Source organism: Streptococcus sp. FSL L8-0526 (genome assembly GCF_038007145.1).
Lineage (GTDB): Bacteria > Bacillota > Bacilli > Lactobacillales > Streptococcaceae > Streptococcus > Streptococcus thermophilus.
In genome coordinates this window covers 266,388-290,088 of the sequence record NZ_JBBOWP010000002.1, presented here as the reverse complement: position 1 = coordinate 290,088, position 23,701 = coordinate 266,388, and the positions used below count along the sequence as shown (strand labels likewise).

Genomic DNA, 23,701 nt, shown 5'->3' with positions numbered 1-23,701 from the left:
CCTTCTAGTCTTCCATAAGACTCTTTTGATTCAATTGTGAATTAGCAATCTCACGGTAAATCTCATTACTTTCCATGAGCTCTTCGTGACGGCCACGACCAACAATTTCACCCTTATCAAGAACGATAATCTGATCTGCATCCATAATGGTTCCCACACGTTGAGCCACGATCAAGACCGTCGCATCCTGAGTCACTTCTTTTAGACGACGGCGCAAGGTCACATCAGTCTTGTAGTCCAAGGCAGAGAAGGAATCATCAAAGATATAGAGATCAGGACGTTTAACCACCGCACGTGCAATTGACAAACGCTGCTTCTGTCCCCCAGAAAGGTTGCTACCACCCTCAGACAAGTGAGAATCATAGCGCTCTTCCTTGCTTTCAATAAATTCCTTAGTCTGAGCCACATCCGTAGCTTGATTCAATTCTTCATGACTAGCATTTTCCTTACCATAACGGATATTTTCACCGATAGTTCCAGTAAAGAGTAGAGCTTTTTGTGGAATAAAGCCAATCTTACGACGAAGAGCCTTAAGATTGTAGTCACGTACATCCACACCATCCACAAGAATACGTCCAAGTGTGACATCATAAAAGCGTGGAATCAACTGTACAAGTGATGATTTTCCTGAGCCCGTAGACCCAATAAAGGCAATAGTTTCACCTGGCTTAGCCTTAAAAGAAATATTGTGTAGAACAGGACTCTCAGTTTCACCAGGATAGGCAAAGGTCACATTATCAAATTCCAAATATCCCTTAGTATCAGTCTCTGTCACCCCATCTTCATTTGGGTTGATAGAAATAGGCATATCCATAATTTCCTGCAGACGTTCACTAGATACCGCTGTACGAGGATACATGGTAAAGAGATTAGCTAGAAAGAGGAAGGATAATAGTGCATGGAAACTGTACTCAATGAAGGCAACCAAGTCCCCGATTGCCAGAGTTCCAGAACCTAATGGATTTAGGGCAAACCAAACAATAGCCACAATCATAGCGATGATGATTTGTACAAAAAGTGGCTCTGTTAAACCAGTCAATTTAAAGAGCTTGCTTGAATTATCTGCATAGACAGCATTTTCAGAGGCAAACTTCTTCTCTTGGAAATCTTCTCTAGCGAAAGCACGGATGACACGAAGTCCAGTCAGATTTTCACGAGCATACTGGTTAATCTTGTCGAGAGTTGCCTGTTGTTTTTCAGAAAGCGGACGCGTTTTTACCGCCACATACCAGACAACTACAGCTAGTAAAGGCAAGGAGATTGCCACAATCCAAGCCAAAGATGGACTTGTCGTCAAAATCAAAAAGACACTGGAAACCATCATCAAAGGAGTGATAACACCCAACTTGAGGACTTGATCTGCAAACTGCATGAGAACAAAAGCATCCGACGTGATACGAGTCACCAAAGAAGATACCCCAATTTGTTCGTACTCATGGTGTGAATACTCCTGAAGTTTGGCGTAGATATCATTACGCATGACCTGCACCATAGTAGTCGTCAACTTACCAACCGCATAGACCAAAAGCACACGACCAACAATACCAGTTAAGACCACACCAAACATGACCCAAGCATAGGTATAAAGCTTGTCAGCATCCCCACGGTTAATTCCCTCATCAATCATTCTGGCGAGAACCGTCGGCAGACCCAGGTTAGCAATAACAAATAAAATAGCTGCCGTAAAATTCATCGCTAGCCACTTAGGGTAACGCCTGAGATAAGACCAAATATAAGCCATAAATTCCCCCTTTTTCTTCTTCATTTAGCTATACTTTTAGGTTCACAAGAATCGGATACTAACTTTCAATACCTTAAAAAGCACATAAAAAGGGCGTGACAAGCACGCAAATTACCTACATTCTAACAAATGAAAATATTAAAAGCAATAGAAAAAGGCAGGGCTTACACCCTGGTTTTCTTTATTAAGCGACTTGAGTCGTTACCTTATTATTTTAAGAGTAACTGAAGCAGACTGATTCTAATTACTGATATTGCTGAATTTATTTAATGAATTTACATTTTGACAATTTTTTGGAAGGATACTAAAGAATATTTGATTGGAACATATTTTGAGTGATCTTTCCAGAATCCCGATTACATCATTATGATATCAAAGACTATAAGCATTTTAAGTTACTGATTTATCAGTGTTACCTAGTCTATGTGAAACATATAGGGACACATCTTAGGACATTAAGAAGATAAGATGAATGACTATAACTCAAGCCTTTTCTGGGAATCCTTGGAACATCCACAATCTCATCCTGTCATTTAATAATACGGCAAATAATTGATTTAAATAAGGAATTGCCAAATCGAGCTAAAACATAATCATCTTCGTCATTTTTCACTTGAACTCACGCCAATTAGTTAATACTTCTAAAGTTACATCGTCTAAATCAATTTTACGCAATCCAGCAACCATCTTTGCTTGCTACTTAGAATACTAATTTCCATATTCAACTTTTTAAAGTGTTTCATAGGCGTTGAGAAGCTTTTTATAAGGTTTATAGCCATCCCAATTACACTCAATATATGATATTTATCATAATAAATTAAGAATTCAATTTTCAGTTTAGTTTCCTGAAGAGATTATATATTTTTGTTTTTTACCAAGAATAAATTAGTATAATTTTATTTCAATTAAACTACATATACTTCCTTTAGTTCAATGTGCACATACTCCTTTCAAATGTGCACATATTCCTTTCATAGATAAAGTAAAAAAACTGATGAATCATTCGATTCATCAGTTTTAAGGAAGATATGTTCATAGCAAACAAATCGTATCAATTAGAAAGATTAATCTTCTTTCTTCTTACGAGCTACAAGACCAAATCCACTCAATACTCCGAGAAGTCCAAGTGCTGCTAGGCTAGCATTATCTTCTGTACCTGTATTTGGAAGTTCACGTTGGCCATCCATATATTGAGGTGTAGAAGGTGATGCTGGTTGAGCTGCAGTTGTTGGAGTTTCATTATTATTTCCATTGTTATCTCCATTATCTGTAGGTCTTACAGGTTGTGGTACTGGAACATAGTTGATTGGTGTATCCTTAGTCGGATCGTTTGGTACGTTTGGTACTTCATATCCTTTATTTGGATTTTCTGGATCTACTGGTTTGATTGGTTCAACGTGTGGTTTAACCGTTACTACAAAGCTTTGATCTACTTTCGTATCTTTATCGAAGTTCTTATCTGTAGCTGTTGTGAATCCATCAGTTACGAGGTCATACCCTAGAGCTTTAAGTTCAGCAAGCTTAGCTACTGTTGAGTAATCAATTGGTTCTCCAGATTTACCTTCTAGGTTATCTGTGTGAAGTACTGTTCCTGTTCCTTCTACAACATAAGTTACTGTTGCTTTTTGAGAATCTTTCTCATAAGTGATTACAGTATCTTCTGTTGGGTTTTCAGGTGTTGGTGGAACATATCCTTTACTTGGATCGTTTGGATCTACTGGTTTCAGTGGGTTTCCATTTGAATCTTTTGGAGTTGTTCCTGGCACTTGAGGAATCACTGTTGTTGGTGTTCCTGGTTTTGTTGGATCTGTTGGATCGTTTGGATATTGAGGTTTATCAAGTTTTGGTTCCTCGAATCCTTCTGGTACTTTTGGTACCCATGAACCAAGTTTAGTGTAGACAACTTCGATATTTTCATCTTTAGAGTCTACCGTTAATCCTGTTGTAGCTGCTACTTCTTTTTGTTTAGCATCTTTCAGGATGTAGCCTTGAACTACTGGTGATTCAACTTTATCGAATGTTGTATCTCCATCTTTAGCTGTCCAGTTGCCGTAAGTGATTTCACCTGTTACAGAATTAATCTTACCTTCACGAGTGAATGTAACTTTATCTGTTACTTTCTGAGCTACTTCCTCACCTTTTTCGTTAACGGATGTGATTGTACGGTTCACGTGGCGAGTTGTATCAATCTGTTTAATGAGATCTTCTGTCCATTTTGGTCCATCAGGGTTGTTAGGATCGATTGGATCACCTGGTTTTGGTTTATTTGGATCATTTGGATTTTCTGGATCTACTGGTTTGATTGGTTCAACGTGTGGTTTAACCGTTACTACAAAGCTTTGATCTACTTTCGTATCTTTATCGAAGTTCTTATCTGTAGCTGTTGTGAATCCATCAGTTACGAGGTCATACCCTAGAGCTTTAAGTTCAGCAAGCTTAGCTACTGTTGAGTAATCAATTGGTTCTCCAGATTTACCTTCTAGGTTATCTGTGTGAAGTACTGTTCCTGTTCCTTCTACAACATAAGTTACTGTTGCTTTTTGAGAATCTTTCTCATAAGTTACAGTATCTGTTGGGTTTTTGAGATCGTTTGGATCTACTTCTTTCCATTTGAATCTTTTGGAGTTGTTCCTGGCATTAGGAATCACTGTTGTTGGTGTTCCTGGTTTTGTTGGATCTTCTTTGGATATTGAGGTTTATCAAGTTTTGGTTCCTCGAATCCTTCTGGTACTTTTGGTACCCATGTTGATATTTTCATCTTTAGAACATATCCTTTACTTGTTTAGCATCGTTTCAGGATCTACTGGTTTCAGTGGGTTTCCATTTGAATCTTTTGGAGTTACAGAATTAATCTTACCTTCACGAGTGAATTGAGGAATCAACGGATGTTGTTGGTGTCAATCCTGGTTTTGTTGGATCTGTTGGATCATTTGGATATTGACTGGTTTGATTGGTTCAACGTTTTTAACCGTTACTACAAAGCTTTGATCTTTTCGTATCTTTATCGAAGTTCTTATCTGTAGTACTTTTGGTACCCATGTTCAACCAAGTTTAGTGTTGAGACAATTGGTTCTCCAGATTTACCTTCTAGGTTATCTGTGTGAAGTACTGTTCCTGTTCCTTCTACAACATAAGTTACTGTTGCTTTTTGAGTCTACCGTTAATCCTGTTGTAGCTGCTACCTTCTTTTTTGGAGTTGTTTAGTTGGATCTTTCAGGATGTAGCTGAATGAACTACTTAGTGTAGATTCAACTTTATCGAATGTAGCATCTTTCAGGATGTAGCTTGAACTACTGGTGATTCAACTTTATCGAATGTTGTATCTCCATCTTTAGCTGTCCAGTTGCCGTAAGTGATTTCACCTGTTACAGAATTAATCTTACCTTCACGAGTGAATGTAACTTTATCTGTTACTTTCTGAGCTACTTCCTCACCTTTTTCGTTAACGGATGTGATTGTACGGTTCACGTGGCGAGTTGTATCAATCTGTTTAATGAGATCTTCTGTCCATTTTGGTCCATCAGGGTTGTTAGGATCGATTGGATCACCTGGTTTTGGTTTATTTGGATCATTTGGATTTTCTGGATCTACTGGTTTGATTGGTTCAACGTGTGGTTTAACCGTTACTACAAAGCTTTGATCTACTTTCGTATCTTTATCGAAGTTCTTATCTGTAGCTGTTGTGAATCCATCAGTTACGAGGTCATACCCTAGAGCTTTAAGTTCAGCAAGCTTAGCTACTGTTGAGTAATCAATTGGTTCTCCAGATTTACCTTCTAGGTTATCTGTGTGAAGTACTGTTCCTGTTCCTTCTACAACATAAGTTACTGTTGCTTTTTGAGAATCTTTCTCATAAGTGATTACAGTATCTTCTGTTGGGTTTTCAGGTGTTGGTGGAACATATCCTTTACTTGGATCGTTTGGATCTACTGGTTTCAGTGGGTTTCCATTTGAATCTTTTGGAGTTGTTCCTGGCACTTGAGGAATCACTGTTGTTGGTGTTCCTGGTTTTGTTGGATCTGTTGGATCGTTTGGATATTGAGGTTTATCAAGTTTTGGTTCCTCGAATCCTTCTGGTACTTTTGGTACCCATGAACCAAGTTTAGTGTAGACAACTTCGATATTTTCATCTTTAGAGTCTACCGTTAATCCTGTTGTAGCTGCTACTTCTTTTTGTTTAGCATCTTTCAGGATGTAGCCTTGAACTACTGGTGATTCAACTTTATCGAATGTTGTATCTCCATCTTTAGCTGTCCAGTTGCCGTAAGTGATTTCACCTGTTACAGAATTAATCTTACCTTCACGAGTGAATGTAACTTTATCTGTTACTTTCTGAGCTACTTCCTCACCTTTTTCGTTAACGGATGTGATTGTACGGTTCACGTGGCGAGTTGTATCAATCTGTTTAATGAGATCTTCTGTCCATTTTGGTCCATCAGGGTTGTTAGGATCGATTGGATCACCTGGTTTTGGTTTATTTGGATCATTTGGATTTTCTGGATCTACTGGTTTGATTGGTTCAACGTGTGGTTTAACCGTTACTACAAAGCTTTGATCTACTTTCGTATCTTTATCGAAGTTCTTATCTGTAGCTGTTGTGAATCCATCAGTTACGAGGTCATACCCTAGAGCTTTAAGTTCAGCAAGCTTAGCTACTGTTGAGTAATCAATTGGTTCTCCAGATTTACCTTCTAGGTTATCTGTGTGAAGTACTGTTCCTGTTCCTTCTACAACATAAGTTACTGTTGCTTTTTGAGAATCTTTCTCATAAGTGATTACAGTATCTTCTGTTGGGTTTTCAGGTGTTGGTGGAACATATCCTTTACTTGGATCGTTTGGATCTACTGGTTTCAGTGGGTTTCCATTTGAATCTTTTGGAGTTGTTCCTGGCACTTGAGGAATCACTGTTGTTGGTGTTCCTGGTTTTGTTGGATCTGTTGGATCGTTTGGATATTGAGGTTTATCAAGTTTTGGTTCCTCGAATCCTTCTGGTACTTTTGGTACCCATGAACCAAGTTTAGTGTAGACAACTTCGATATTTTCATCTTTAGAGTCTACCGTTAATCCTGTTGTAGCTGCTACTTCTTTTTGTTTAGCATCTTTCAGGATGTAGCCTTGAACTACTGGTGATTCAACTTTATCGAATGTTGTATCTCCATCTTTAGCTGTCCAGTTGCCGTAAGTGATTTCACCTGTTACAGAATTAATCTTACCTTCACGAGTGAATGTAACTTTATCTGTTACTTTCTGAGCTACTTCCTCACCTTTTTCGTTAACGGATGTGATTGTACGGTTCACGTGGCGAGTTGTATCAATCTGTTTAATGAGATCTTCTGTCCATTTTGGTCCATCAGGGTTGTTAGGATCGATTGGATCACCTGGTTTTGGTTTATTTGGATCATTTGGATTTTCTGGATCTACTGGTTTGATTGGTTCAACGTGTGGTTTAACCGTTACTACAAAGCTTTGATCTACTTTCGTATCTTTATCGAAGTTCTTATCTGTAGCTGTTGTGAATCCATCAGTTACGAGGTCATACCCTAGAGCTTTAAGTTCAGCAAGCTTAGCTACTGTTGAGTAATCAATTGGTTCTCCAGATTTACCTTCTAGGTTATCTGTGTGAAGTACTGTTCCTGTTCCTTCTACAACATAAGTTACTGTTGCTTTTTGCTTATCTGCTGTATAGGTGATCGTTGTATCTTTCCCAATATCAGAAGGTGTTGGTGGAATATAGCCCTTAGTATGATCATCGGGATCAACTGGCACCAAAGGAGTCCCCATATGGTCTTTAGGTGTATAGCCAGGAAGAAAATCAATAACCGGGTAACCAGGCACAGATGAATCAGCAATCTTAGTAGGGTCAATAGGATCATTGGGATAAATAATTGATTTTGTCGAGCCATCAGGATTAGAGACGACCCAGTTGCCGAGCTTTCTGTAAACATACTTAACATCAGAGGTTTGTGGAATATATGGATTTTTAATTGCGACTGTCGTATAACCTACTTGATACTTTATCACAGGATCTGAGGGCTTTATATTTGTATATGTCTTGAGAACTTTTCCATCTTGAGCAATTGAAGCAGACATTGTTCCATCTGAACCAGTCTGAGTGTAAGTAACAACTATTCCATCATGAAAGTCTTTAACATAACTAGCACCAATCTCTCCGAATGGTGACATAACGCCATTTGAATTAGAAGGTGCAGTAGCATAGTAACCATTTATAAGTATGGGACTCGTCGTATATTTTTGGCCAACTAACCCTTTTTGTGTATAAGGAACAACCGGATTACCATTACTGTCGGTGATTTGCTTGCCATCTTTATCAACAAAATAGGTTGTTTGTGTGATCAATTTGGGTACCATATAGGATAGTTTATTGTAGTAGCCAGTATCATATTTACTAACAATATATTTAACAGCAAGAGGATCTCTTAAACTTTCAACCATCGCATAATAAGTATCATTATAGTAGGTAATACTATCAAATACAGCAGATGGTACCTTAGTATTTTGATTTAAAGTGTATTGTTTTAAAACTTTATTTGATGGCGATAATTCCGTTACATAAACAATTCCATCGCCCGTTCGATTAGTTGAAAGAACAATCTGGTTTCCAATATATGTTTGCACCCATTCATAACTGTAATGAGATTTATCTGGATCAATCCACATTCCAGATGGATAATCTGGATCACTAACTGAGAAACCCGGATAGGTAACTGAAGTGGCTATCTGCGCTACACTCTGTTTTCCATCTGCACTGGTTACATCAGCCTTTACTGAACTATTACTTGCACTGGTCGTTTCAGCTTTCGTTGCGCTGCTACTACTTGCACTGGTCGTTTCAGCTTTCGTTGCACTGCTACTACTTGCACTGGTCGTTTCAGCTTGTACTCCTGCTGAGTCTTTTGATTTTGCTGTTGGTTCTACAACTGTTACTGTTGAAGGATCTTTAAGTGCTGTTGTTGTATCTACTGAAAGAGCTTTTTCAGATGGAGTTGCTTTCTTGTCAGCCTCTACTTTTGCAGTTTCTTTTTCAGCCACTTGCTTCTTATCGAATTCAGCTGTATTTGATTCAGTTACAGATGTGCTCAAAGCTGATACAGTTTCTGCTTGTGCATCTACATCGGCTTGACTAGCATCTGTATTCCCTAGAGTTGCTTTAGGTGCTGCCATTGTAGCTGCAACTTCTGATTTCACCGCTGTAGCTTTTTCAGTTTCTGGATTCACAGTTTCTGGATTCACAGTTTCTACTGTTTCGGATTTAGGCTCAGCCTTTTCCGTTTCCTTATCACCTTGATTAGAAGAAGATGTTATAATAGCTGTTTCAGCTGGTTGTACTTCCATCGCTGATACTACGCCATTACCTAAAAACATTAAACCAACAGCAATCGCTACTGATGCTGCTCCAAAGCTGAACTTACGAATACCGTAACGAATGTACTTCTCTGTTCGAAAATCTTGTTGTTTCCCTCGCATATGAGTAATAAGCCCCTTATAAATTGTTTAATTTTTCAAAATATTTAATTTTTTTTAAAAAACGGCATTTTTAACATTTAATGTAACAATGTTTTTATGCCGAAACTATATACTTTGAAATCGGTTTAATGATAGCACACTTCCGTATTATAAGCAAACAATTCCATTTAAAATTTAGACTATAATAACTAAATTTTATTTTTCAAAAATTATTTATAGTAGTAATTATATTTTTGTTTTTAAGTATCTATCCTCTTTTTGTAATATTAAAATAATTTTTACCATTTTATAAAAAGTTAGCCAACTCATTTTCAGAAAACATTTGTAAATTTCAAAAAAACAATGATTTTTATATCATTGGTTTTCTGTTATATTCGTTTATCAGAAAGATTTAATTGATATTCCTTCTTCTTACGATCTACAAGACCAAATCCACTCAATATTCCAAGAAGTCCAAGTGCTGCTAGGATAGCATTCTCTTCAGTACCTGTATTTGGCAACTCTTTTTGACCTTCAACATATTTTGGTGTTGCTGGTTGACTTGGTTCAATCGGTCTTGGAGTCGGCATCTCAACTTTCTTGAAGATATGTTTGATATTTCCATTTGGTTCAGTCATAGTCTTCACATATTCGTAACCTGAAACTGTTCCCGGTTCTTTAGAGCCTGGTTCAGTTGGTTTCAATGGATTTCCATTCTCATCAGCCCAAGTAGTTGTATTTTGCTTACCTGGAGTTGGTTGAGGAACAGGTGAAGATGTTGGAGCTGGTGTTGAAACTTTCTCATAAACATGCTCTGTATCTCCTTTTGGAAGTGTCTCAGTTTCTACAAAGCGGTAACCTGGAATATCTTTCTTAGGAGTTGTACCTTCCTCAGTAGTTGTTCCTGGAATTACATTGCTATCTTTATCTTTATAAGTTGTTATGACTTTTTCACAGATATGTCTTGTATTTCCTTTTTCGTCTACTTCAGTTTTAACAATCTTGTATCCTGGGATATCTTTAGTAGGTTTAGTTCCATCTTCTGTTGGTGAAAGTGAGTTACCATCTTTATCAACGAATAAAGTATTAGGATGAACCTTTGGTGTGTAAGTAGCTGTTGCTGGCGTTCCGTTCTTATCACACGTTTAACTGTTACTCCTGTTGCTTTACCTATGAAGTCAGGTTCTGGTGTGAAGGTTACTTTACCGTTTTCATCGATTGTGTATATTCCTTCGCCTGGTACTTTCTTCTCAGTTGTTCCATCGTCAAATGTTCGTTTAACAGTTTCATCAATTGGTACATTTGGATTTCCTGGGACGAAGACTGGTGTCCCTGTTTGTGGTTGTCCTTTAGGTCCTTCAGATTCTGCAGGTGTTCCTTCTGGTTTTACTGGTGTAACTATTGGTGTGTATGTTCTGGTATAGTAAATTTGTAACATTCCTACCTAATAAGTTAAACTATTCATTAGAATAGGAGACATAACATGGAACACTGTCCAGATGAAACACGACAAAAAATTGTTCGACTGCACATTCAAGACGGATGAACATTAAAAAGCTTAGCTGCTGAATATGGTGTATCCCAAGCCTCAGTCTCTAATTAGGTACGACATTATCGCAAAGAATACCAAACTAATGAGAAGGAAAAATCACAACTTGAACTCATGGAGGAAGTTCGTAAATTACATCAAGAAAAGGCAGAGCTTGAAAAGGAAAATGATTTCTTAAAAAAAGCAACGGCATTCTTTGCGAAGGAAATCGATTAGAGGCATATCGTTTTATTGATAACTATAAAGAAGAGTTTGGTTTGCGTTGGTTGTTCTTGCATATGAATATTCATCCCAATACTTATTATAATTATCTTAAAAAGACAAAGACTAACTATCATCGTCAAAAGAAAGCTATTCTTAATGCTATTCGAGATATCTACCATGAGTGCAGTGGAAGCATCGGACACAGATTCATGAAAGTTTTTCTAGGAAGACGAGATATTTATCTTTCTAAAACAACCGTTCATAAATATATGAACAAAGAAATGAAATTAAAAGGCATTTGTCGAAGAAAGAAACCAAATTATAAAAAAAGCAACGCCCACAGACTCTTTCCCAATCTTCTCAAGCAAAACTTTGTCGCTTCTGAGCCAAATCGTGTATGGTGTACGGACTTTACTTATTTATATCTAACAAACGGCACTGTTCGTTACAATTGTACGATAATCGATTTATACTACCGTAGTGTGGTTGAAAGTGAGAATGGTAACAACATTACAGCTACTTTGGCTATTCAGACCCTTAATAAAGCAATTCATGCTCAGCATTGTAATCCATCTAAACTGATACTTCATTCAGATCGAGGTGTACAATTCACCTCACTAGAATTTACGAGATTTTGTTCATCATTGGGTATTTCTCAAAGTATGAGTCGTGCGGGTACTCCGTATGATAGTGCTCCAATGGGACGCTATTACAATACATTAAAAGCTGAAGAAGTTTATCAACATCGGTATGATACTATCGAGGAACTGGACCAAGCTATAAACGACTTTGCCTATGTTTGGTATAATCAAATTAGACTTCATTCTTATAATAACTACCTAACACCTCTAGAAAAACGATTGAAACAATTTTATTTAGGCAATGGTGTTACAAAAATGCTTGACCAGGACAGAACCACTACCACGATAACTTAATTCCACTCTATCACCCTCCTATAACTATAACCAAAGTTAGGATTTTATCTAAACATTATTTATGATTATTTTAACACAAGACAATATTTATAATTCAGTTTGATGAAGAAAAATAATTATTTCAGAATCTTCTCTTTGATACTTTTAATTGACAATGACAAAACTATCATATAAAAAAGTGGCAGAAATACACTGATTTTCTCTTTTCGTTGTTGCAAATTGGTTTACTTCGCAATCTAATCCTTGATGGTTATAAACAAACCCCACCAAGATTTAATCTTGGTGGGGTTTTGGTGGGGAATGAAACTATTTCCCCACTATTTTAATCGCCCTAAGCGACTTGAAAACCTTGATTTATTAGGCTTCCGCAATCTAATTATGATGTGACTCTTATTTAAGAGTAACTGAAGCTCCAGCTTCTTCAAGTTTAGCTTTGATTTCTTCAGCTTCAGCTGCAGCAACACCTTCTTTAATAACTGATGGTGCACCGTCAACGATAGCTTTAGCTTCTTTAAGACCTTCGCCTGTGATTTCACGTACAACTTTGATAACGCCAACTTTTTTGTCGCCTGCAGATGTCAATTCAACGTCGAATGAATCTTTAGCAGCACCAGCGTCAGCAGCACCATCTGCAGCAGCAGCTACAGGAGCAGCAGCAGTTACGCCAAACTCTTCTTCGATAGCTTTTACAAGGTCGTTCAATTCAAGGATTGAAGCTTCTTTAATTTCAGCAATAATGTTTTCAATATTCAATGCCATTGTGATTTCCTCCAAATGTGTTTTTTAATATAGTATTTTAAACGTAGCTTAGGCTACGAGTTGTGAAGATGGGCTTACGCAGCGCCGTCTTCTTTGCTTTCTGCAACAGCTTTGACAGCGTATGCAACGTTGCGCACTGGCGCTTGAAGTACAGAAAGGAGCATAGAAAGCATACCTTCTTTGTTTGGAAGTGATGCAAGAGCGTTGATTTCTTCGACTGAAGTGATCGCACCGTCAACAACACCACCTTTGATTTCAAGAGCTTCAGCGCCTTTAGCAAATTCGCTAATAACTTTTGCTGGTGCGATAACATCTTCGTTCGAGAATGCTACTGCAGATGGACCAACGAAAAGTTTTTTAAGGTCTTCAAGACCTGCTTTTTCAGCTGCACGGCTCAAGATAGAGTTTTTGATAACTTTAAATTCAACGCCTGATTCACGAAGATTACGACGAAGAACTGTATCTTGGTTAACTGTAAGTCCACGAGAGTCAACAACAACGATAGATGCTGCTGCTTTCATTTTATCAGCGACAATAGCAACTTGTTCAGCTTTCTTAGCAATAATAGCTTCACTCATTAGTAGTTTTACCTCCGTTTTTATTTTTGGGCTAGGCACAAAAAAACCGTACCTAAACCTAGACACGAAAGTACAATACGTCACAAAAAAATAGTTACGTTTTGTGCCTCGGTTGGATGTTTACGAGTCCAGCTCCCCAACTGTCTTAGGTCAGTTTTTTTCAAACCTTATATAGAATACCATTACCTGAATCAGACGTCAAGAGAAAAATACAACTTTTTTGGATTTTTTCTCTATCTTTTTTTGAACATCATAAAGCCTCTCAAAATCCAAAGATTCAAGAGGTCTTTTCTAATCATATCTAAGAGCTTCGAAAGGATCGAGTTTTGATGCCTTATTTGCCGGCAGGATTCCTACGCCTGCTGAGAAGGCTATGCTTCCCATGGCTACACCAAGAGAAATCGTCGCTTTAAGGTCCATGGCATTCCCAATTGGTCCAACGACTAGGGCTGCAAAACCTAGACCAATCAGGCCATCCAGGATGGTAAGGACCATCGATTCAATCAAAAACGAGTCAAGATTTTACGACATGTGGCGCCTAAAGCCTTACGAAGACCAATCTCTCATGTCCACTCAGTTACTGAAACCAACATGATATTCATAACACTAATCACACCAACTAATAATGAGATCGCAGAAATATCACCGACAACAGTGGTAACGATCCCAATAATCGTGTTGACCTGATCTAAGGCTGAACTCATATCTGCTGCCTTATATTCTCCATTGTCATCTTGGGACAAGTGGGTCAAGCGTTTAGCGACATCCTTAGCGACACTGCTACTATTTTTCACATCGGTCACATGGAAACAAATCTGACCATTAGGATCAGTATTATTCTCAGCTGCTAACTAGATATTGGCCACAAGAACTGTCCCAATTTCACCAGAGGAACCAATCGCTGTGTCAGTGTTTCTTATAGACACCAATCACACGACAATCATTGTTACCAACAGTAACTACTTGATTAAGGGCATCCTCATTGGTCTCAAAGAATTTTTTAACTACCATCTGATCAATGACAATGACACGCGAAAAGTTTTTGTAATCATTGTCTTGCAAGGAACGTCCTGCCAGCATCCCTAACTTTTTAGCTTTAAAGTAACCCTGACTGGCACCTGTGATATTAACATTCTTCACAGTTTTTTGGAGGGAGATAGAGGACGTTAGGTTGTTGGTCACAAAATAACTATCGATACCTGGCATCTGCTTGGCCACTTGCTCTAGCCAAACTTCTTTAACCAGTTTGGTAGGTTTTGCCAAATCTGCATAAGCAGGATCTAGCTCCTCAGCCTTTAGTGTCTCGCCATCCTTAAAGAATTTTTCAGCCTTGGTAATAACTTTTTTTAACTTCTTTCAGCCCTGATGCAATTTTTTGTTGCTTGGCATCGGCATTACCAAGTTTGACCTTAACTTGCTTGATTTTCTGAGTCTCATCATCGTAAAGCCAGACATAGTTGTCAGTGCCTTTCTTGCTCATAGCAGTTACAGGAACCAACAAGACATCATCATTTGTCACTTCAAGATATACATTAAAACCTTGCTTAAGTTTGCCGATGGAGCTAGTCAATCGAACCTTATATTCATACTGGGAACCTGTCAGACCTGAATTGCCAGATGTCCCATCTGACTGACTGGCATTTTGCTTAGGATAATTGGAAACGTAGCTGACTTTACCTGTCCAAGTTTGATCTGGGTATACTTTGGAAGCAATCTTGACCTTTTGAACTACTGAAATATTTGGAATGTCATATTCTGTTAAGGTCCCTTGAATCTCAATTTGCCTTCACTTGCACACGAACTAGAGTTTAGCTCTCTTTTGAAGTAGGGTCCACAGAGTCCGCAACTCCTACAACTGTTCCATTAACATCTGAAACAATGATGGTTTGGTTGAGGACATCTTGCGCCCTTTTCTAGATATGATGCTGCATTAGCAACGGCATCATTATAATCTTGCAAGGTTTGGTAATTACTTGCCTCAGTTTGCTGACGCTGTTGAGGTCTGACTGTAGGTGTTGAATCATCCTCATACGAATCACTATTTGTTTGCGTTGAAACCAAAGGAGCTGTTCCATACTGTTGGAAAAAATTGCAGTCACGAACTGCCATATTATAAGCACGACTATCGGTATCATAGGCTGCTTAGGCTGATGTACTGTCATATTGGATCAATTGCTGAGCAACACTAATTTCCTCACCAACATAGACTGTCACAGATGCATTTCGTCCAATAGTATTGTCAAAATAAACGTACTGTTCCGATTCTGCCTTCACCATACCAATTAGAAGAACGGACGAGGCAAGTTGTTCCTTTTTTACCTTCAATAATCCAAACTCTTTTTGATTTTTAAATAACTTTGGACTGATTTTCTTTCACATAGTCTCTCATTCTGATTGTGTTCTATAGATATAGAAATTGTGATGTTTTTAATGTTCCGTGTCAATGAGTTTCATCACACCATAGTGCAACTTTTGATTGGGACGAACCTGACGTTCAAAACCAAGTTCCTCAAAAACAGGGTCACGAAAATGTGCCTTGATGATAATTCGTTCTCGGCCAACACGTTTAGCCTCATCGAGCCATTCTCGCGTTAAGCGACTGCCATTGGCCAGAGGTTTGATAGCATGTAGATTTTCTGATTCCTTTATGGTCTCTGAAAACATAGGATCAGCATAGATAATATCAAAAGAATGATCAGCCTGAGATCTTAAAAAGGTTAAACTATCACTCTTAACAGCCTTAATAGACCGCATGGCCTTTTCAATCTGCTTATTATCCGTCCGATAAGTTGCCAGACCACGAGAAACCAGCTGAAAAATCACTTCTTGACTCTCAAGGGCTGTCACTCTATTTCCCACTGCTGCCATCACTAGACTATCTGAAGCCAACCCCATGGTCGTGTCAAGAATAGACTTGGGAGATTGCCCCAAAAGACTAATTAAAGCATCATGTGGAGCCTTAAGCCGAAGAACAGCCGTATCTGGATGAAAGGTCAACTCACTGGCATCTGCATTGACAAAAGACAATCTGTCCTTATATAGAAGATAAAATGAGCCAAATCGTTCCAGACATTTGGATAAAGACAACTTGTGTCGTGGCTGATAGCCAGCTCCTAGTTCGCTAGCTAATTCTTGGGCAAGTGCAATTAAGGACTCGTTTTCACGTAAAGATGTCGTAATAATCATGTTTCTAGTATAGCAGAATCTTAGGAAACAAAACTATAGCCTAAGCCTTCATTTTTAACTTCTTAGCTTATATTCGTGTAAGAAAAAAGCCCCAGCAAAGCTGAGACTCAATATTGTGTTTAGATAGCTTCTGTTGTAAAGCTGCGGCTTTCAAGCACACGTACCATAGCATCTGCTGTATCAAGGGCTGTGAAGAGTGGAATTCCTGCTTCAATAGCTGAACTACGGATAGCTGCTCCATCTTCGTCATAAGTACGTTTGTTACCAACTGTATTGATAATAGCTTGTGCTTTACCTGTACGAACGAGGGCTGGAATGTCATTGTCATCGTTTTCACCCAACTTGTTAACAAGCGTTGCGTGAACCCCGTGTTCATTCAAGAACTTAGCTGTTCCTTCAGTTGCGTAGATACCATAACCGATAGCATCGAAACGACGAGCCAAGTCAAGGGCTTCTTCTTTGGTATCGTCGTGAATAGTAAAGATGACGTTACCAAAGGTTGGCAAGTGGAGGTAAGATGCTTCAAAGGCTTTATAGAGCGCTTTTTCAAGAGTCGCATCTGTACCCATAACTTCACCAGTTGATTTCATTTCAGGTCCAAGGAGACTATCTACCTTAGCCAATTTTGTGAATGAAAAGACTGGTGCTTTGACATGGACATGGTTACTTTCTGGATAAAGACCATCTTTATAACCTTGCTCAGCCAATGATTTACCAAGAATCAAGTTTGTAGCAACTTGAGCCATTGGGATATCAGTCACCTTAGACAAGAATGGTACTGTACGGCTGGCACGTGGGTTAACCTCGATAACATAGACCGTTTCGTCCTTAATAACGAACTGGATGTTCATTATACCGATACAGTTAAGACCGATAGCCAAACGTTTCGTGTAATCAGCGATAGTCTCTTGGATTTTCTTAGAAAGAGTTTGTGGTGGGTAAACCGCCATTGAGTCCCCTGAGTGAACTCCTGCACGTTCGATGTGTTCCATAATACCTGGAATTAAGACATCCTTACCATCAGAGATGGCATCCACTTCACACTCACGTCCGATGATATAGCTATCAACAAGGACTGGGTGGTCTGGACTAGCCTTAACGGCTGTGCGCATGTAAGAACGAAGATCATCTTCATTTTCAACGATTTCCATAGCACGTCCACCCAAAACGTATGATGGACGAACAAGAACTGGGAAACCAATCTTACGAGCCGCTTCAACTGCTTCTTCTTCATTTGTCGCTGTTTGTCCTGGTGGTTGTGGAATGTCAAGATCTTTAAGAGCCTGTTCGAAGAGGTCACGGTCTTCTGCACGGTCAAGGTCAGCAACCTGTGTACCCAAGATTTTCACACCTGCTTTAGACAATGGCTCTGCCAAGTTGATGGCTGTTTGTCCACCAAACTGAACCACCACACCCTTAGGTTGTTCCAATTCAATAACGTTCATCACGTCTTCGAAGGTCAATGGTTCAAAGTAGAGTTTGTCTGACACTGAGAAGTCTGTTGAAACTGTCTCAGGGTTAGAGTTCATGATGATGGCTTCGTAGCCAGCAGCTTGGATAGCTTTTACAGAGTGAACTGTCGCATAGTCGAACTCAACCCCTTGTCCGATACGGATAGGACCTGAACCAAGAACGATGATTGATTCTTTATCAGATTTGATTGACTCATTTTCCCACTCGTAAGTTGAGTAAAAATATGGTGTTGATGATTCAAACTCAGCCGCACAAGTATCAACCATCTTGTAAACAGGAACAATGTTATTTTCCAAACGTGTCGCACGTACTTGGTCAGCTGTTTGATTCCAAAGATCAGCAATCTTACGATCAGAGAAACCGTTACGTTTAGCTTCTTTCAAAACATCAACATCGCCTACGTGAGTAGCCAATTCTTGTTCCAATTCGAAGATGTGGAGCAATTTATCAAGGAAGAAGATATCAATCTTAGTCAACTCTGATAATTCTTCAATAGTGTAACCACGACGAATGGCCTCAGAAATATAGAAGAGGCGGTCGTCTTGAGCTTTAACAACTTTTTCAACCAAGGCATCGTCTGTTACTTCGGCAAGCTCAGACATTTCATTGTGGTAAACTCTGATTTCAAGTGAACGGCATGCTTTAAGAAGTGACTCTTCAATGTTACGACCAATAGCCATAACTTCACCTGTCGCTTTCATCTGAGTACCAAGACGACGTTCACCGTGTTCAAATTTATCAAATGGGAAACGTGGAATCTTAGCAACCACATAGTCAAGGGCTGGTTCAAACATGGCATAAGTTGTACCAGTGACTGGGTTAATCATTTCATCAAGTGTCAAACCAACAGCAATCTTAGCCGCCAATTTAGCGATTGGATAACCAGTGGCCTTTGAGGCAAGGGCTGATGAACGTGATACACGAGGGTTTACTTCGATAACATAGTACTTGAAGCTATGTGGGTCAAGCGCCAACTGGACGTTACAGCCACCCTCAATTTTAAGGGCACGGATAATCTTCAAGCTGGCATCACGAAGCATTTGGCTTTCAATATCTGATAAGGTTTGCGTTGGGGCAAATACGATTGAGTCCCCTGTGTGGATACCAACTGGGTCAAAGTTTTCCATGTTACATACCACAAGAGCATTATCAGCAGCATCACGCATAACTTCGTACTCGATTTCTTTGAAACCAGCGATCGAACGCTCAATCAAACATTGGGTTACTGGTGACAATTTCAATCCATTTTCAGCGATTTCACGGAGTTCATCTTCGTTAGCACACATACCACCACCAGTACCACCAAGGGTAAAGGCTGGACGAACGATAACTGGGTAGCCAATCTCTGTCGCAAAGGCAACTGCTTCTTCAACCGTATTTACAATTTCTGATTCTGGAATTGGTTGTTCCAACTCTTCCATCAATTGTTTGAAAAGGTCACGGTCTTCGGCTTGGTTAATGGCAGACAATTTTGTTCCCAGAAGCTCTACTCCAAGCTCATCAAGAATACCAGCTTTTGACAATTCCATGGCCATATTCAAACCAGTCTGTCCACCAAGTGTTGGCAAGAGGGCATCAGGACGCTCTTTACGAAGAATACGTGTGACAAACTCAAGCGTAATAGGTTCAATGTAAACCTTGTCTGCGATTTCCTTATCAGTCATGATAGTCGCAGGGTTAGAGTTAACAAGAACAACACTGTAGCCTTCTTCTTTCAAAGCCAAGCAAGCTTGCGTACCAGCGTAGTCGAACTCAGCAGCCTGACCAATGATAATAGGACCAGACCCGATAACCATAATTTTTTTAATATCAGAACGTTTAGGCATATTTAAGATACAAAGGACAACCAGAAAGTGCCAGAATTTTAGGCAATCGTTGCAGGATGCCAGCATCCAAAACGATTGTTCTAAATTCCGAGCTTTCCGTCCGTGTTCAGTTTAAGATAATATTGTTAATATGACGCTCTTAACTTGATAGTGAATCTGTAATTCCTTGTAATCAAAGCAAGCATCACTAAAATTGAAAACAATACAGTTTAATTAATCTCTTTAACTGAATACAAGTCCTTAATTCTCCTTTCTATTTGACAACTCTCTGGTTGTCATTAAATAAGGTAGTAGACTGGGGAAAACAAGGGTCACACCCCATTATAGTCACTAGACAGTTGCAATTAACGACGTGCATTTTCAGCTTGGAAAGCATCAATCAATTCCAAGAACTCATCAAAGAGATAGTTCGCATCGTGTGGACCAGGCGCTGCATCTGGGTGGAATTGCACTGAGAAGGCAGGGAAGTCACGGTGACGAACACCTTCAACTGATTTATCGTTAATCTCTTCGTGCGTTACCATGAGGCACTCTGGAAGTGTGTCACGGTCAATGGCATAACCATGGTTTTGGCTGGTGAAATCAACACGACCAGTCGCAATTTCACGAACCGCATGGTTAAATCCACGGTGACCAAACTTCATCTTGTAGGCCTTGGCACCATTCGCCAAACTAAACAACTGGTGACCCATACAAATACCAAAAATTGGGATTTTGCCTTGGATGCCACGAATCATATCAAGTGCATGAGGCACATCTTCAGGGTTACCTGGACCATTAGATAACATCACACCATCTGGATTGAGATGGAGAATTTCTTCAGCTGTGATCTCATGAGGAACAACCGTCACATTACAATCACGTTTTGAGAATTCACGTAAGATTGAGTGCTTCAGACCAAAGTCAACCAAAACAATATTTTTACCAACACCAGGTGCTGGGTAGGCTGTCTTAGTCGATACCTGCTCAATATTGTTGGTTGGCAAAACAGTGGCACGCAATTGATCTTGCAAGTGCTCAATGCTGTCTCCAGGATTAGCCAAAGTCGCCTTCATGGTACCATGTTGACGGATAATCTTAGTCAAAGCACGTGTATCAATACCAGAAACACCCGGGATGTTTTTAGCTTTCAAAAACTCATCCAAGGTCATTTGGTTACGCCAATTGCTGGCACGACGGCTAGCCTCTGAAACAACCACTCCCTTAGTTGTTGGCGTGATTGACTCATAGTCATCACGGTTAACCCCATAGTTTCCAACCAGTGGATAAGTAAAAGTCAAAATTTGACCGTTGTAAGACTGGTCAGTGATAGATTCTTGATAACCCGTCATACCAGTATTAAAGACGATTTCACCCGTCACATCCACATCAGCACCAAAGGCCTGACCTTCAAAAATAGTGCCGTCTTCTAAAATAAGTAAACGTTTTGCCATTATAGTATATTGTTCCTTTCACTTAGAACAAAGCCCGTCTCAAGTCTAAAGCAAACAACAATAATGCAGCTGCACCAAAAAGTAATTCGTTTGCACAAGGCCTTAGGGCGTGTTCTTTTTACTAAGATACAAAGGGCATTAAAATCTTAATGAAAATTAGGAAATCTGACTTAAAAGTTCTAGTTTTTAGGAAGATTTATCTATTTTCCGAGGATTTAGCCCGTGTTCTTTTTCGTCTGAGTCTCTCAGGAATCTGTTAACGTTGTTTACGCTTTGCCATTTAAAATAGCTTCGATAATCGCCATACGGACAAAGACTCCATTTTGCATCTGAGTAACGATACGTGCCTTAGGTGCCTCAACCAAGCTATCAGCAATTTCCACATCACGATTAACCGGAGCTGGGTGCATAATGATTGCTTGATCTGCTAACTTGGCATAACGTTCTTCAGTCAAACCATAGAGAGTATGGTACTCTTCTTTTGAAAATCCTTTGTCATTCCCATGACGTTCGTGCTGAACACGAAGCAACATGAGCACATTCAAGTCCTCAATGATGTCGTCAATGGCCACATGCTGACCATAAACATCAAACTCACTTGAATACCACTCTGTAGGGCCAGCAAAATAAAGCTGTGCTCCCAAACGCTTGAGAATTCGCATATTTGACTTAGCTACACGCGAATGCGTAATATCGCCTGCAATACAAATCTTTAGATTTCCAAAAGTTCCGAACTCTTCATAAATTGTCATCAAATCAAGCAAACACTGACTTGGGTGTTGCCCAGAACCGTCACCACCATTAACAATAGAAGTTTGAATAGTCCTACTGTCAATCAACTGCTTGTAGTAATCGACTTCCGAGTGGCGAATCACACAGATATCAACACCCAAAGCAGACATCGTCAAAATCGTATCATAAAGGGTTTCACCCTTATTTACTGAGCTAGTCCCAGCATCAAACTCAATCACGTCCAATCCAAGTTTTTTCTCAGCTACTTCAAAGGACTTATGTGTTCGTGTTGAATTTTCAAAAAAGAGATTGGCAGCGAAATACTGTCGATTCAGCTGAAAATCAGCTCTACCGTTTTTAAAATCTCCACCTCGACGAATCATGCCCAAGACCTCTTCGTTCGTGAGGGTTTCCATAGTCACCAAATGTTTTAGTGACACTTTCCCATCTGCAATCGCCATAGTTTTTCCTTTTTTAATGATTGATTAGTCCTTGCTACCTTTATTAGGATCTGGCAAGATTTGGTAAAGCAATATTCCAAGAATGGTTGAGCTTGCCACACCCGTGATTTGAAAACCACCAAGATCAATCATCAAACCACCAATACCAGATACCAAGATAACACTAGCAATCAAGAGATTCTTTTTATTATCAAAATCAATCTTATGTTCAACTAAAATTTTCAAACCGCTAGCAGCGATAACCCCAAAGAGGGCAATTGAAATTCCACCCAAAACAGCTGTTGGTATGGAACTCAAGAGAGCAGACACCTTACCAATAAAACTCATCAAGACCGCAATCACTGCTGCACCCGCAATAACGTAAACTGAGTAGACCTTACTGAGGGCCATAACTCCAATATTTTCACCATAAGAAGTTACTGGCGGAGCTCCAAAGAAACCAGCGATAATCTGTGCTAAACCATCACCTGTCAGAGTACGATCAAGACCTGGATCTTTAAAGTAATCACGTCCAGTTAAACTATTCAAAACCATAACATGCCCAAAGTGTTCGGTCATTGTCACAAAGGCAATCGGAGCCATTGTCAAAATCGCACTTGGATAGAGTTTGAAGTCATAATTTACAAACGGAATGTCAAAACTTGGAACTTGGAACCAATGAGCAGCCGCAACTTTTGAAAATTGGACAAACTCATGGCCCGTTAACCAACCAAGAACCACTGAGAAAACGTAACCCACGATTAAACCAAGTAAAATTGGGATAACACCGATGATTTTCTTACCATACATATTAAAGAGGATGACGGCAAAGAGAGTTACCATAGAAATCACAAGACTAAAGATACTATAGGTATCATTAACCATTGTCGCATCCTTGACTGCATTTGCCGCAAGACTCAAACCAATTACGATGATAATTGGACCAACCACAATTGGCGGTAGGACTCTATCAATCCAAGCATTCCCCACATACTTAACAAGCAAGGCAACAATCAAGTAGACCAAACCTCCAGCCATGGCACCTTGAGCCACCGCTGCAATACCGTCAGTCTTCATAAGCGTTTGCATAGCCGCAATATAGGCGAAACTAGACCCCATGTAAGCTGGAATCTTGTACTTAGTCACCGCCAAGTGAGCCAAAGTTCCCAAACCAGATGAGAAAAGAGCAATAGCGGGATCAATTCCAACCAAAATCGGTACAAGAACCGTCGCACCAAACATTGCAAACAAGTGCTGGAATGACAAACCCACCAATAAACCAACTTTAGGCATATCATTCACATCATATTTTACGTTATTCACGATATCAAAATACTCCTTAAAAACAAGATACAAAGCCCGTCTAAAACCTAAAGCAAAA

At 39.3% G+C, this 23,701-nt stretch carries 16 protein-coding genes, 3 pseudogenes and 1 other annotated feature; of the genes and pseudogenes, 1 reads left to right on the top strand and 18 read right to left on the bottom strand.

The window, feature by feature from the left end; genetic code table 11:
- Nucleotides 1-4: 4 nt before the first annotated feature.
- From NSQ85_RS08705 to NSQ85_RS08690, 5 genes and pseudogenes are all read right to left on the bottom strand, one after another.
- Nucleotides 5-1,741, bottom strand: coding sequence for an ABC transporter ATP-binding protein (locus NSQ85_RS08705; RefSeq protein WP_340781696.1), 1,737 nt, complete (start codon nucleotides 1,739-1,741; stop codon nucleotides 5-7).
- Between the two features lie 1,064 nt (nucleotides 1,742-2,805).
- Nucleotides 2,806-4,389 carry a mucin-binding protein gene (locus NSQ85_RS08700; RefSeq protein WP_445330298.1) on the bottom strand — a complete coding sequence of 528 codons (1,584 nt, stop codon included), beginning with the start codon at nucleotides 4,387-4,389 and terminating at the stop codon, nucleotides 2,806-2,808.
- 365 nt (nucleotides 4,390-4,754) lie between these two features.
- A pseudogene (locus NSQ85_RS10760) lies at nucleotides 4,755-4,835 on the bottom strand (hypothetical protein); the annotation flags it as partial.
- Nucleotides 4,836-5,014: 179 nt separating this feature from the next.
- A complete protein-coding gene (locus NSQ85_RS08695; RefSeq protein WP_340781695.1) occupies nucleotides 5,015-9,226 on the bottom strand; it encodes a mucin-binding protein in 4,212 nt (1,403 codons plus the stop codon).
- A gap of 368 nt (nucleotides 9,227-9,594) precedes the next feature.
- A pseudogene (locus tag NSQ85_RS08690) lies at nucleotides 9,595-10,616 on the bottom strand (LPXTG cell wall anchor domain-containing protein); the annotation flags it as partial.
- 72 nt (nucleotides 10,617-10,688) lie between these two features.
- Here NSQ85_RS08690 and NSQ85_RS08685 point away from each other — a divergent pair.
- Nucleotides 10,689-11,818, top strand: a pseudogene (locus NSQ85_RS08685) (IS3 family transposase); the annotation flags it as partial.
- A gap of 465 nt (nucleotides 11,819-12,283) precedes the next feature.
- Here NSQ85_RS08685 and rplL read toward each other — a convergent pair.
- The 13 genes from rplL to NSQ85_RS08620 form a co-directional block, all read right to left on the bottom strand.
- Nucleotides 12,284-12,652, bottom strand: a complete 369-nt coding sequence (gene rplL / locus NSQ85_RS08680; protein ID WP_011225636.1) for a 50S ribosomal protein L7/L12 — start codon at nucleotides 12,650-12,652, stop codon at nucleotides 12,284-12,286.
- A 74-nt stretch (nucleotides 12,653-12,726) separates the two neighbouring features.
- Nucleotides 12,727-13,230: a 50S ribosomal protein L10 gene (gene rplJ, locus NSQ85_RS08675; protein WP_179974321.1), complete on the bottom strand. Its 504-nt coding sequence runs from the start codon at nucleotides 13,228-13,230 to the stop codon at nucleotides 12,727-12,729.
- Nucleotides 13,231-13,261: 31 nt separating this feature from the next.
- Nucleotides 13,262-13,398: a sequence feature (ribosomal protein L10 leader region), on the bottom strand.
- A gap of 123 nt (nucleotides 13,399-13,521) precedes the next feature.
- Nucleotides 13,522-13,737 (bottom strand): ABC transporter permease, encoded by a 216-nt coding sequence (locus NSQ85_RS08670; RefSeq protein ID WP_269473443.1) that lies wholly within the window; start codon nucleotides 13,735-13,737, stop codon nucleotides 13,522-13,524.
- A gap of 56 nt (nucleotides 13,738-13,793) precedes the next feature.
- The gene (locus NSQ85_RS08665) at nucleotides 13,794-14,024 is read right to left on the bottom strand and encodes an ABC transporter permease (RefSeq protein ID WP_096811899.1); all 231 of its coding nucleotides are present in this window, start codon (nucleotides 14,022-14,024) and stop codon (nucleotides 13,794-13,796) included.
- 112 nt (nucleotides 14,025-14,136) lie between these two features.
- On the bottom strand, nucleotides 14,137-14,493 hold the full coding sequence (locus NSQ85_RS08660) for an ABC transporter permease (protein ID WP_232087358.1): 357 nt from the start codon (nucleotides 14,491-14,493) through the stop codon (nucleotides 14,137-14,139).
- 61 nt (nucleotides 14,494-14,554) lie between these two features.
- Nucleotides 14,555-14,800 carry an efflux RND transporter periplasmic adaptor subunit gene (locus tag NSQ85_RS08655; protein WP_113870410.1) on the bottom strand — a complete coding sequence of 82 codons (246 nt, stop codon included), beginning with the start codon at nucleotides 14,798-14,800 and terminating at the stop codon, nucleotides 14,555-14,557.
- A gap of 293 nt (nucleotides 14,801-15,093) precedes the next feature.
- Nucleotides 15,094-15,339, bottom strand: a complete 246-nt coding sequence (locus NSQ85_RS08650) for a hypothetical protein (protein ID WP_340781694.1) — start codon at nucleotides 15,337-15,339, stop codon at nucleotides 15,094-15,096.
- A gap of 33 nt (nucleotides 15,340-15,372) precedes the next feature.
- The gene (locus NSQ85_RS08645; protein WP_179971883.1) at nucleotides 15,373-15,555 is read right to left on the bottom strand and encodes a hypothetical protein; all 183 of its coding nucleotides are present in this window, start codon (nucleotides 15,553-15,555) and stop codon (nucleotides 15,373-15,375) included.
- Between the two features lie 102 nt (nucleotides 15,556-15,657).
- Complete coding sequence (locus NSQ85_RS08640; protein ID WP_179972740.1) at nucleotides 15,658-16,416, bottom strand: class I SAM-dependent methyltransferase; 759 nt, start codon at nucleotides 16,414-16,416, stop codon at nucleotides 15,658-15,660.
- A 119-nt stretch (nucleotides 16,417-16,535) separates the two neighbouring features.
- The gene (gene carB / locus NSQ85_RS08635; RefSeq protein ID WP_340781693.1) at nucleotides 16,536-19,715 is read right to left on the bottom strand and encodes a carbamoyl-phosphate synthase large subunit; all 3,180 of its coding nucleotides are present in this window, start codon (nucleotides 19,713-19,715) and stop codon (nucleotides 16,536-16,538) included.
- Between the two features lie 344 nt (nucleotides 19,716-20,059).
- Nucleotides 20,060-21,148 (bottom strand): carbamoyl phosphate synthase small subunit, encoded by a 1,089-nt coding sequence (locus tag NSQ85_RS08630; protein ID WP_179974319.1) that lies wholly within the window; start codon nucleotides 21,146-21,148, stop codon nucleotides 20,060-20,062.
- 266 nt (nucleotides 21,149-21,414) lie between these two features.
- A complete protein-coding gene (locus tag NSQ85_RS08625) occupies nucleotides 21,415-22,341 on the bottom strand; it encodes an aspartate carbamoyltransferase catalytic subunit (protein WP_179974318.1) in 927 nt (308 codons plus the stop codon).
- Nucleotides 22,342-22,365: 24 nt separating this feature from the next.
- Complete coding sequence (locus NSQ85_RS08620; protein ID WP_179974317.1) at nucleotides 22,366-23,643, bottom strand: uracil-xanthine permease family protein; 1,278 nt, start codon at nucleotides 23,641-23,643, stop codon at nucleotides 22,366-22,368.
- Nucleotides 23,644-23,701: the final 58 nt, after the last annotated feature.

Excerpts from the sequence above, each read along its gene's own strand:
- NSQ85_RS08705 (WP_340781696.1), bottom strand. The coding sequence starts at position 1,741 with ATGGCTTATATTTGGTCTTATCTCAGGCGTTACCCTAAGTGGCTAGCG.
- NSQ85_RS08695 (WP_340781695.1), bottom strand. The coding sequence starts at position 9,226 with ATGCGAGGGAAACAACAAGATTTTCGAACAGAGAAGTACATTCGTTAC.
- rplL (WP_011225636.1), bottom strand. The coding sequence starts at position 12,652 with ATGGCATTGAATATTGAAAACATTATTGCTGAAATTAAAGAAGCTTCA.
- rplJ (WP_179974321.1), bottom strand. The coding sequence starts at position 13,230 with ATGAGTGAAGCTATTATTGCTAAGAAAGCTGAACAAGTTGCTATTGTC.
- NSQ85_RS08650 (WP_340781694.1), bottom strand. The coding sequence starts at position 15,339 with ATGGCAGTTCGTGACTGCAATTTTTTCCAACAGTATGGAACAGCTCCT.
- NSQ85_RS08640 (WP_179972740.1), bottom strand. The coding sequence starts at position 16,416 with ATGATTATTACGACATCTTTACGTGAAAACGAGTCCTTAATTGCACTT.
- carB (WP_340781693.1), bottom strand. The coding sequence starts at position 19,715 with ATGCCTAAACGTTCTGATATTAAAAAAATTATGGTTATCGGGTCTGGT.
- NSQ85_RS08630 (WP_179974319.1), bottom strand. The coding sequence starts at position 21,148 with ATGGCAAAACGTTTACTTATTTTAGAAGACGGCACTATTTTTGAAGGT.
- NSQ85_RS08625 (WP_179974318.1), bottom strand. The coding sequence starts at position 22,341 with ATGGCGATTGCAGATGGGAAAGTGTCACTAAAACATTTGGTGACTATG.